Source organism: Acidiphilium sp. PM (assembly GCF_000219295.1).
Classification (GTDB): Bacteria; Pseudomonadota; Alphaproteobacteria; order Acetobacterales; family Acetobacteraceae; genus Acidiphilium; species Acidiphilium multivorum.
The window spans coordinates 1-10,556 of record NZ_AFPR01000116.1 but is presented as its reverse complement, the minus strand read 5'-3'; the positions used below and the strand labels follow the sequence as shown (position 1 = coordinate 10,556).

The following is a 10,556-nucleotide window of genomic DNA, read 5'->3' as shown; positions in this document are numbered from 1 at the left end:
GCCATCAAGCGCGCCCGCTTCCTCGCCCTGCTCCCCTACGTGGTCGATTGAGGAGCTAGCATCATGGCACAAGTCGAACTGATCCTGCTCCAGCGCGTCGAGCATCTCGGGCAGATGGGCGAAGTGGTGAAGGTGAAGCCGGGCTATGCCCGCAACTTCCTGCTGCCCCAGGCCAAGGCCGTGCGCGCCACCAAGCAGAACCGCGAGCGCTTCGAGCGTGAGCGTGCCCATCTCGAGGCGCAGAACCTCAAGCGCCGCGAGGAGGCCGAGCGCGTCGCCGAGCGCGTCGCCGGCCTGACCGTGACGCTGATCCGCCAGGCCAGCGACGCCGGCTCGCTCTACGGCTCGGTGACGTCGCGCGACATCGCCGATGCCTGTGGCGAAGCGAGCCTCGGCATCACGCGCAGCCAGGTCCTGCTGGTCCACCCGATCAAGACGCTGGGCCTTGCGACGGTTCGCGTGGCGCTGCATCCCGAAGTGCTGATCGATGTCGTCGTCAACGTCGCCCGCTCGCCGGAAGAGGCCGAGAAGCAGGCGCGTGGCGAGGCCATCATGCGCGAGGAAAGCGAGTACGAACTGGAGACCGGCGAGGAAGTCGCCGAGGGGCCGGAACAGACCGCCTGACCGGCATCCCGGGCTTCCAGTGCTGATGAACGGCGTCGGTCCGCGGACCGGCGCCGTTTTTCCGTTTATGCAGCTCTGGTAGCCATTCTGTCGTTTCCCTCTTTTCCGACGGGGCGTCAGTTACCAAATCCTTGCCGGGTTCTTCAGCCGGCGGAGATTGGTCATGCGGATATTACTGGACAACCTGTTGAAACGCCTGGTCGCCCACGGCGATCTGAGCGTGATCTGGCCGGATGGCGCGATCTCCCATTACGCGGGCCGCCCGGGGCGGGCGGCAACCCTCGCGATCCGCGATCCCGCCATCATCCGCCGGCTCGTCACCGATCCGGCCATGGCGCTCGGCGAAGGCTACATGGAGGGCGCGCTCGATCCCGTCGACGGCTCTATCTATGACGTTCTGCATGTCCTGCTCTCGAGCGTGCAGGAAAGCGAGGGACGCATTCCGGCGCTACGGCTGCGCAACGCGTTCGGGCGGGTGTTCCGCCCGCTGGCGCAGCTCAACAATGCCCGCCGCTCGAAGCGCAACGTCGCGCATCACTATGATTTGAACGGCCGGCTCTACGCGCTGTTCCTCGATCGTGACCGGCAATATTCCTGCGGCTATTTTCCGCGCGGCGACGAGACGATCGACGAGGCACAGGCGGCGAAGAAGCGGCATATCGCCTCCAAGCTGCTGCTCGACCGGCCGGACCTGGAAGTTCTCGACATCGGCTGCGGCTGGGGCGGCATGGCGCTGACCCTGGCGCGCGACTATGGCGCGCGGGTGACCGGGATCACCCTTTCCGAGGAACAACTCGCGGAGGCACGCCGCCGCGCCGAGGCGGAGGGGCTCGCCGATCGCGTCAGTTTCGAACTGATGGACTACCGGGCGATGACCCGCGAATTCGACCGCATCGTGTCGGTCGGCATGTTCGAGCATGTCGGCGTGCCGAATTATCCGAGTTTCTTTGCCACGGTGCAGCGGTGCCTGAAGCCGGACGGGGTTGCCCTGCTGCACGCGATCGGCCGCTTCGATGGTCCTGACGTCACCAGCCCGTGGCTGGCGAAATACATTTTCCCCGGCGGGTATTCGCCCTCGCTGTCCGAGGTGTTCGCGCCGCTCGAACGGTCCGGCCTGCGCAGCACCGACATTGAGATCCTGCGGCTGCATTATGCGAAGACGCTCGCCCACTGGCGCAAGCGCTTCGCCGCCAACCGCGATGCCATCGCCTCGCTGTACGACGAGCGGTTCTGCCGGATGTTCGAGTTCTACCTTGCAGGTTCGCAGCTTGCCTTCGAGGTGCAGGACCACATGGTCTTCCAGATCCAGCTGGCCCGCCGGCAGGACGCAGCTCCGCTCACGCGCGACTACATGATCGACGCCGAGCGGGCGGCTCAGTCCCTGAGCCGCTCGATATCGGCGCCGCACGCGGCGAGCTTGCGCTCGACGGCCTCGTAACCCCGGTCGAGGTGATAGACGCGGTTGACGATCGTCTCGCCCTTCGCGGCGAGACCGGCGAGCACCAGCGAGAACGAGGCGCGCAGGTCGGTCGCCATCACCGGCGCGCCGGACAGCCCCGGCACGCCGCGCACGATCGCCGATGAACCGTGGACGTTGATGCGCGCGCCCATGCGGTTGAGCTCGGGCACATGCATGAAGCGGTTCTCGAAGATCGTCTCGGTGATCATCGAGGCGCCCTCGGCCACGGCCATCAGCGTCATGAACTGCGCCTGCATGTCGGTCACGAAGCCGGGGAAGGGCTCGGTCATCGCATCTGTGCCATGCAGCCCGTTGCGCCGGCTGACGGTGACGCCCTCGGCCACTTCCGTCACATCCACGCCCGCCTCGCCGAGCGTGGAGGCCAGCGCGCCGAGGTCGAACATCCGTGCGCCGCGGAGCAGAACGCCGCCGCCGGTGATGGCCGCGGCACAGGCATAGGTGCCCGCCTCGATCCGGTCCGGCAGGATGGTGTGCCGCGCGCCGTGCAGAGCCTTCACCCCGCGAATGGTGAGCCGGTCCGAGCCGATTCCGCTGATATCCGCGCCCATCTTGTTCAGGCAGTCGGCGAGATCGCCGATCTCCGGCTCGCGGGCGGCGTTGACCAGCACGGTCTCGCCCTCGGCGAGGGTGGCGGTGAGCAGCAGCTGCTCGGTGGCGCCGACCGACACGAAGGGAAAGGTGATGGTCGCGCCATGCAGCCCTTTGGGCGCGCGGGCGTTGATGTAGCCGCCATCGAGGGCGATCTCGGCACCCATCGCCTCCAGCCCCTTGAGGTGCAGGTCGACCGGGCGGGTGCCGATCGCGCAGCCGCCGGGCAGCGACACGCGGGCCTCGCCGGTGCGCGCCAGCAGCGGGCCGAGAACCAGGATCGAGGCGCGCATCTTGCGCACGATGTCGTAGGGCGCCTCGGTATTCGTGATGGCGCCGCCGACCGATAGCTGCTTTGCTCCGGTTTCCTCGACGGCGATGCCATGTTGCGCGAGCAGTTGCGCCATGGTCGCGACGTCGGCGAGGGCCGGAACGTTCTCGAGTTCCAGCCGCTCGTCGGTGAGCAGGCCGGCGACCATCACCTTGAGCGCCGAATTCTTGGCGCCCGAAATGTCGATGACGCCTTCCAGCGGCCGACCGCCGCGGATGCGGATTCTATCCATGAAGCCTCACAGTCTGGGAAGCGAAACGCCGCGCTGGCGCATGTATTTGCCGGCCTTGTCGGCATAGCTGGTTTCGGGCGGCGCAGAGCCCTGCAGGAAGAGGAACTGGCAGATCCCCTCGTTGGCATAGATCTTGGCGGGCAGGGGGGTGGTGTTCGAGATCTCGATGGTCACCTGTCCCTCCCATTCGGGTTCGAGCGGGGTGACGTTCACGATGATGCCGCAGCGCGCATAGGTCGATTTCCCGAGACAGATGACGAGCACATCGCGCGGGATGCGGAAATATTCGACCGTGTGCGCGAGCGCGAAGGAGTTGGGGGGGATGATGCAGACGGGCCCCTTGCGGTCGACAAAGCTGTCGGATGAAAAATTTTTCGGATCGACAACAGCGGAATCGACATTGGTGAAGATCTTGAAGTCGTCGGCAACCCGGGCGTCATAGCCATAGGACGACAATCCGTAGGAGATCACCCCGTCGCGCTTCTGGGTTTCGACGAAGGGATCGATCATCCCGTTCGAGACAGCCTGCTCGCGAATCCAGTGGTCCGGCATTACCGGCATGGGCTGTCTCCGTCAGCGGCTTCGGGCCTGACTGCGGGCTGAGCGGCGCGTTCACGAAGTTGCTGCTTGCGGCGCCAGAGATTGGCGCGCAGAGCTTCAGCCTCGCGCTGCCTTCGAGCTGCCGCGGCCGCCTCGGCGTCGCTGCGAGTATCTTTTGTGCTGCCGGTCATGGCAGGACAAAGCGGAATTGCAGGGATGCCGTCAAGTGCCGCGCTTGCGCCGGGCGGCTCCTTTGGATATACCGCCCGGCAACGCGGCGCTGTCATAGCTCAGGGGTAGAGCACCTCATTGGTAATGAGGAGGTCGAGGGTTCAATTCCCTCTGACAGCACCATAAAATCAAGCACTTAAGTGGTGATTTCCGGTTTCCGAATGTCACCTCGGGTATAACTGTGCTTCACATGTGCTGAAGAAATCTCCGGCAGCGTGAACGCCTCATTGCGTATCGCCCGCGCCCTTCATGTGCGCTGCCGGCTGTCGCATGCGGCGAGATTGCTCACCACGATTGATTATTTGATTATTCTGGCCAGCCTGCGCCGGACTGCCGCCTCTGCAACAGCGTGCGCATCTTCGATGCCCTTCTGCGAAAAGCGGTTCGATTTCTGAGGTATATATGGCGGACCCGGCGCGATTCGAACGCGCGACCTTTGCCTTCGGAGGGCAACGCTCTATCCAGCTGAGCTACGGGTCCGGCAACGCCCGCATAGCGCGGATTGGATCTGGGCTCAATGCCCTTCGGCCGTTGGCAGCGCAAGTGGAGGCCGTCCTCTTCGCTGGCGATAGGCATCGGGGGTCTTTGGCGGTATTGTGGCGATCGTTCACACAGCGCGTGAGGTGTTCATGTCCGACTCAGCGGGCGCGATAGATTTCGAGATGATTCAGGTTCGGGAGCGAACCGTCGCTTGTGACGGGGGAGGCGGCCCGTTGGGGCATCCGCGCGTCTATCTGAAGATTGAGGATCGCGAAGTCACCTGTCCTTATTGCTCCCGCCACTATGTCCTGACTGGAAATGCAACGCCGGGCGAGGGGCATTGACCAGGCGGCTGGTTCTTGTCGATGGCTCCGGGTTCATTTTCCGGGCCTTCCATGCCTTGCCGCCGATGACGCGGGACGATGGCACGCCCGTCAACGCGGTCTTCGGGTTCTGCAACATGCTGGCCCGGTTGCTCAAGGAGCATACAGGCACGCATCTCGCGGTGATTTTCGATGCCGGACGCACGACGTTCCGGAACGAGATCGATCCGCGGTACAAGGCGCACCGCCCTGAACCTCCCGAGGAACTGGTGCCGCAATTCGCCCTTGTGCGCGAGGCGACCCGCGCCTTTGCCGTGCCGGCTATCGAGCTGGACGGGGTCGAGGCGGATGACCTGATCGCCAGCTACGCCGAGGAGATGAAGAAGGCCGGGGGCGAGGCCGTGATCATCTCATCCGACAAGGATCTGATGCAGTTGCTTGATGCCCATGTGTCGATGCTGGACCCGATCAAGTCCACGCCGATCGGGCCTGACGAGGTCGTCGCGAAGTATGGCGTCACCCCGGAGCAGATGGTCGATGCCCAGGCGCTGATGGGGGACTCGGTTGACAACGTTCCCGGTGTACCGGGAATCGGCCCCAAGGGAGCGGCTCAGTTGATCGCCGAGTTCGGCGATCTCGAATCCATTCTCGCGGCAGCCGCTTCGGGAACGATGAAGCCGTCGAAACGACGCGAATCACTGGTGGCGTATGCCGAAGAGGCGCGGATTTCCCGCCGGCTGGTCGAATTGCGACGGGACGTTCCCTTGCCGGTTCCGATCGACGAGCTGGCGATCGCACCGCTGCACGACGGTATGCTGAACGACTTCCTGGATGCTCAGGGCTTCAAAAGCATCAAGGCCCGACTCGGGCTTGATGGCGTGGCGAAGCGGAACGGCGAGCGTCTTGCCGAAGCCGCCGGTGCGGCCGATGCGCCGGCGCCGGCCGCACCGGCGGCTGATGCGCCGTTCGGCCCCTATGTCACGATCGACAGTGAGGCTGAACTCGACCGCTGGATTGCCGAGATCAGGCATGCCGGCCGTTTTGCGATCGACACCGAGACGACCGGCCTCAATCCTCGGCATGCGAAACTGGTCGGCATCTCGGTCGCGACCGCGCCCGGCCGGGCGGCCTACATTCCACTCGGGCACGAGGTTGGCCCGCAATTGCCACGCCCGCTCGCGCTCGAGCGGCTAGCGCCGGTTCTGGCCGATCCGTCGATCCTGAAAATTTTCCACAACGCGAAATTCGATCTGCACGTTCTCGAGCGTGCCGGCCTCGCGGATGCGACGCCGGTGGATGACACGATGCTGATGTCCTACACGCTCGGCGCCGGCCGGCATGGGCATGGGATGGACGAGTTATCGGCGTTGCATCTCGATCATCGGCCCATTTCCTACGATGAGGTGACAGGAACCGGCCGTAGCCGGGTTTCCTTCGCGGCCGTGCCGATCGATCGTGCTACCGCCTATGCCGCTGAGGATGCCGATGTCACGCTGCGCCTCTGGCTGCTGTTGCGGCCACGGCTGCGTACGGAGGCGGCGCTCGCGCTCTATGAAACGATGGAGCGCCGCTTGCTATCCGTGCTGCTCGGCATGGAACGTGCCGGCATCATGGTCGATCGCGCCGATCTCGAGTCGATGTCCGCCGAGTTTGCCCGGCGGATGGACGATATTCAGCGGGAGATCGAGAAACTCGCCGGCCGCGCCTTCAATCCCGGCAGCCCGAAGCAGCTCGGGGAAATCCTGTTCGACGAGATGGGGCTGCCCGGCGGCAAAAGGACCAAGACGGGCGCCTGGGGAACCGACGCAACCGTCCTCGAGGAACTGGCCGCATCCGGTCATGATCTGCCGGTCCGCGTGCTGGAATGGCGGCAGTTGCAGAAGCTGAAATCCACATACGCCGACGCCCTGGTCGGCGAGATCGATATCGCGGATCAGCGGGTCCATACCAGTTTCTCCCAGGCGATCACGACGACGGGACGGCTTTCGTCAAACGAGCCGAACCTGCAGAACATCCCGATACGGACCAGCGAGGGCGCGCGGATACGCCGAGCCTTCATCGCCGCGCCCGGCAAGGCGCTGATTTCCGCCGACTATTCGCAGATCGAACTGCGGCTGCTGGCGCATGTTGCCGATATTCCGGCGCTGAAGGAGAGTTTTGCCAAAGGCGAGGACATCCATGCCCGCACGGCCGCCGAGGTGTTCGGCCTGCCGATGGAGGGGATGGATCCGATGGTCCGGCGCCGCGCGAAGGCCATCAATTTCGGCATCATCTACGGCATTTCCGCCTTTGGTCTAGCCCGCCAGCTCGGGATCGAGAATAGCGAGGCCAAGCGCTTCATTGATGCCTATTTCGCGCGCTATCCGGAAATCCGGCGCTACATGAACGAGACGGCGGAATTCGCGCGCACGCATGGCTATGTTCTCACGCCCTTCGGTAGGCGCTGCTATGTTCCTGGAATCACAGAGAAAAATCCGGCGCGGCGAGGTTACGCGGAACGCCAGGCGATCAATGCGCCGTTGCAGGGAGGGGCGGCCGACATCATCAAGCGTGCGATGGTGCGCCTTCCCGCGGCGATCCGAGATGTGGGACTGGATGCCGTGATGCTGTTGCAGGTGCATGACGAACTGGTCTTCGAGGCGCCAAAGGATCAGGCAGAGGCGACGGCGAAGCTCGCATGCGCGGTGATGCAGGGGGCGGCATCGCTTTCGGTGCCGCTGCTGGTGGAGACCGGGATCGGCGCGAACTGGTCGGACGCGCACTGAGCAAGATGCAGGCGACCTTACTCCGGCCGGTTGAACCGTTGCCTCGTGACGCCTTGATGCAGCCGCGCCAGGGCGTCTCCCAGCGGTCCATCGGGCAGTCCGGCCGGTGGCGCGCCGGCCTCGTGTCGTGGTCGAAGCGGTCGAGTTGTCGCGGGGATGATCATGTCGGTGAAGCGCAGCCGTTGGACGGGCGCGCCGCCGAGGGCAAGATTGATCTTCCCGATCAGGGTCGGGGCGAGATGCTGAAGCGCCAGCGCGTCTGGCCCCGCGCAGCCGATCGTCAGCGTACCTGCGGCGAATTTGACGGGGTGGCTGCAAGACGAAATTTCCGGTCCGGCGATATCGCCCCAGTCGGCGATCAGCGTGCCGAGCACCGAGCCACGCCGCCGAAGGGCCGGCCGCAGCACGGGGGCAAGCAGGGCTGCGATGCCGCGCGGCGCGTTGTGCCGCGGCGCTTCCGGTGCCGGCATCCTGGGTCTCGTCGGCGTTTTTCGTGAGTCGGTCCCTGCCATCCGCCGAAAATCTGCTCCGCTGGTATCATGTTCACCGGCGCATCCTGCCTTGGCGCGCCGGCCCGGGTTCCCTGCCCGATCCCTATCATGTCTGGCTGAGCGAAATCATGCTGCAGCAGACAGTCGTGGCGACTGTCATACCTTATTTCCATCGCTTCATCGAGCGTTTCCCCACGATCAGCGACCTCGCGGTCGCAGCTGATGATGAGATTCTGGGCCTGTGGGCGGGGCTTGGCTATTACGCGCGGGCACGCAACCTGATCCGCTGCGCGAGGGCCGTCGCCGAGGCGGGTGGGTTTCCCGTCACGCTCGACGGGCTACGTGCGCTGCCCGGCATCGGCCCTTATACGGCTGCGGCGATCGGCGCGATCGCCTTCGATATTCCGGTGGTTCCGGTGGACGGCAATGTCGAGCGGGTTACCGCCAGGATGTTCGCGATCGAGGAGGCGTTGCCTGCGGCGAAGGACGCGATTGCGGTCGCCGCTGCCCGCCTTGGCGCGCAGGCGGCAGCGCAATCCAGCCCAGGTGACTTTGCGCAGGCATTGTTCGATCTCGGAGCCACCGTCTGCACGCCGCGCAGTCCATCATGCATGGTCTGCCCGTGGCGCGACGGATGCGCGGCACATGCCCGGGGGCTGTCCGCCGACCTGCCGCGCAAGGCGAAGCGCGCGGCGCGGCCCGTGCGGCGCGGCACCGTGTTCGTGATGCAGGATCGATCCGGCATGATTGGCCTGCGCCGGCGGCCACCACGCGGATTGCTCGGAGGGATGCTGGAGGTGCCGGGCACGGATTGGGAGGCGACAGCTCCGCCCCCGGTGCCGCCATGCGCCGCGCATTGGCTTGATGCCGGCACGATCATTCACGTTTTCACCCATTTCGAGTTGCGCCTCACCGTGAAGGCGGGCCGCGTCGCGGCGCTACCCGGCGGGATCGTCGCCGCGCCGCCCGATACGCCTCTGCCGACCGTGATGCGCAAGGCGCTGGAGGCCGGGCTTGCTGTTCTCGATGAGCGGTCGCCGAAATAAAAAGCTGCCCCGGACATGAAGTCCGGGGCGAGTTGACAGGACGGGTGCCGGCCCGATGCCGGCACCGCGGGGGAACTCGAAGGGATCAGCGATCCGGTGCACTGACGGCCCAGCTGTGATGGTGCACCAGCCCGTCGTCGTGATCGTGGCCATGGTCGATAGCCGGCGTTTCGTCACGGAACTGTTCGGTTTCGGTGCTGCCGGCCATTGCCGTGGTCGAGGCCTGGCCTGCGGAGATCGCGACGGCAACGGCGTCGAAGTAGGAGGTGCCGACCTCCCGCTGATGGCGCGTCGCCGTGTAGCCGTCCTTCTCGGCGGCAAACTCCGCCTGCTGTAGCTCCGAATAGGCGCTCATGCCGCGGGCGGCGTAGCCCTTGGCGAGCTGGAACATCGAGTAGTTCAGTGAATGGAAGCCGGCCAGGGTGACGAACTGGAACTTGTAGCCCATGGCGCCGATCTCGCGCTGGAAGCTCTCGATCTTTTCCGGCGAAAGCTTCTTGCGCCAGTTGAAGCTCGGCGAGCAGTTGTAGGCCAGCATCTTGCCGGGGAACTGCTTATGGATGGCTTCGGCGAACTGCCGGGCCTCCTCGAGATTGGGTTCGGAGGTTTCCCACCAGAGCAGGTCGGCATATGGCGCGTAGGCGAGTGAACGGGCGATCGCGTATTCCACGCCGATTCCCGGCTTGATCCGGTAGAAGCCCTCCGGCGTGCGTTCGCCGGTCAGGAACGGGCGGTCGCGCTCGTCGATGTCAGCGGTCAGAAGCTGGGCCGCGTGGCTGTCGGTGCGGCAGAGCAGCACGGTGGGGACGCCCTCGACGTCGGCGGCCAGACGGGCCGCGTTCAAGGTGCGGATATGCTGGGCGATGGGCACCAGCACCTTGCCGCCCAGATGGCCGCACTTCTTCTCGGAGGCGAGCTGGTCCTCGAAGTGAACGCCAGCCGCCCCGGCCTCGATCATGGCCTTCATCAATTCATAGGCGTTCAATGCACCGCCGAACCCGGCCTCTGCATCCGCAATGATCGGCGCCATCCAGTATTGCGACGAATCGCCTTCCATGCGGGCGATCTGGTCGGCGCGACGTAGCGCGCTGTTGATGCGGCGGACCACCATCGGCACCGAGTTCACCGGATAGAGCGACTGGTCGGGATACATTTCTCCCGACAGGTTCGCGTCGGCGGCGACCTGCCAGCCGGAGAGATAGATTGCCTTCAGCCCTGCCTTTACCTGCTGCATGGCCTGATTGCCGGTGAGCGCGCCGAGCGTGTTCACATAGGGTTCGGTCTTCAGCAGATGCCAGAGGCGGTTGGCGCCCATCTCGGCGAGCGTGTGGCGTACCCTGAACGATCCCGCGAGCTTCTCGACATCGGCCGGCGTATAATCGCGCTTGATTCCGGCAAATCGGCCGGGGGGCGGACGGAGAGCCC

The 10,556-nt window shown here is 65.2% G+C and carries 10 protein-coding genes and 2 tRNA genes; 7 read left to right on the top strand and 5 right to left on the bottom strand.

Translation table 11 applies throughout. The features are described 5' to 3' along the window. The first annotated feature begins 63 nt into the window (after window positions 1-63). A complete protein-coding gene (gene rplI / locus APM_RS05955) occupies window positions 64-624 on the top strand; it encodes a 50S ribosomal protein L9 (RefSeq protein WP_007422451.1) in 561 nt (186 codons plus the stop codon). Between the two features lie 163 nt (window positions 625-787). Then, entirely contained in the window at window positions 788-2,062 is a 1,275-nt protein-coding gene (locus tag APM_RS05950) for a cyclopropane-fatty-acyl-phospholipid synthase family protein (protein ID WP_013640053.1), read from the top strand. Here APM_RS05950 and murA read toward each other — a convergent pair. After that, on the bottom strand, window positions 1,999-3,255 hold the full coding sequence (murA, locus tag APM_RS05945; RefSeq protein ID WP_007422449.1) for a UDP-N-acetylglucosamine 1-carboxyvinyltransferase: 1,257 nt from the start codon (window positions 3,253-3,255) through the stop codon (window positions 1,999-2,001). The two genes, APM_RS05950 and murA, sit on opposite strands and share 64 nt — an antisense overlap. Before the next feature lie 6 nt (window positions 3,256-3,261). After that, a complete protein-coding gene (dcd, locus tag APM_RS05940) occupies window positions 3,262-3,816 on the bottom strand; it encodes a dCTP deaminase (RefSeq protein WP_007422448.1) in 555 nt (184 codons plus the stop codon). A 258-nt stretch (window positions 3,817-4,074) separates the two neighbouring features. Here dcd and APM_RS05935 point away from each other — a divergent pair. Together APM_RS05935 and APM_RS21400 are read left to right on the top strand one after the other, a co-directional pair. Next, window positions 4,075-4,149 (top strand) — tRNA-Thr (locus tag APM_RS05935). A gap of 92 nt (window positions 4,150-4,241) precedes the next feature. Next, window positions 4,242-4,421, top strand: coding sequence for a hypothetical protein (locus tag APM_RS21400; protein WP_138919170.1), 180 nt, complete (start codon window positions 4,242-4,244; stop codon window positions 4,419-4,421). Between the two features lie 8 nt (window positions 4,422-4,429). Here APM_RS21400 and APM_RS05930 read toward each other — a convergent pair. After that, window positions 4,430-4,506: transfer RNA gene (locus APM_RS05930), tRNA-Arg, on the bottom strand. Between the two features lie 116 nt (window positions 4,507-4,622). Between APM_RS05930 and APM_RS20265 the strand changes: the two genes are divergently transcribed. Both APM_RS20265 and polA read left to right on the top strand, forming a co-directional pair. After that, the gene (locus APM_RS20265) at window positions 4,623-4,850 is read left to right on the top strand and encodes a zinc-finger domain-containing protein (protein WP_011942295.1); all 228 of its coding nucleotides are present in this window, start codon (window positions 4,623-4,625) and stop codon (window positions 4,848-4,850) included. Then, a complete protein-coding gene (polA, locus tag APM_RS05925) occupies window positions 4,847-7,594 on the top strand; it encodes a DNA polymerase I (RefSeq protein WP_007422447.1) in 2,748 nt (915 codons plus the stop codon). Before APM_RS20265 ends, polA begins: the two co-directional genes overlap by 4 nt. A 17-nt stretch (window positions 7,595-7,611) precedes the next feature. On the opposite strand, the gene APM_RS05920 is transcribed toward polA, so the two are convergent. Beyond that, window positions 7,612-8,064, bottom strand: a complete 453-nt coding sequence (locus APM_RS05920; protein WP_007422446.1) for a DUF721 domain-containing protein — start codon at window positions 8,062-8,064, stop codon at window positions 7,612-7,614. Between APM_RS05920 and APM_RS05915 the strand changes: the two genes are divergently transcribed. After that, the gene (locus APM_RS05915) at window positions 8,055-9,131 is read left to right on the top strand and encodes an A/G-specific adenine glycosylase (RefSeq protein WP_007422445.1); all 1,077 of its coding nucleotides are present in this window, start codon (window positions 8,055-8,057) and stop codon (window positions 9,129-9,131) included. The genes APM_RS05920 and APM_RS05915 overlap by 10 nt on opposite strands. 85 nt (window positions 9,132-9,216) lie before the next feature. Here APM_RS05915 and aceA read toward each other — a convergent pair whose 3' ends face one another. Continuing rightward, window positions 9,217-10,521 (bottom strand): isocitrate lyase, encoded by a 1,305-nt coding sequence (gene aceA, locus APM_RS05910; RefSeq protein ID WP_241763114.1) that lies wholly within the window; start codon window positions 10,519-10,521, stop codon window positions 9,217-9,219. Window positions 10,522-10,556: the final 35 nt, after the last annotated feature.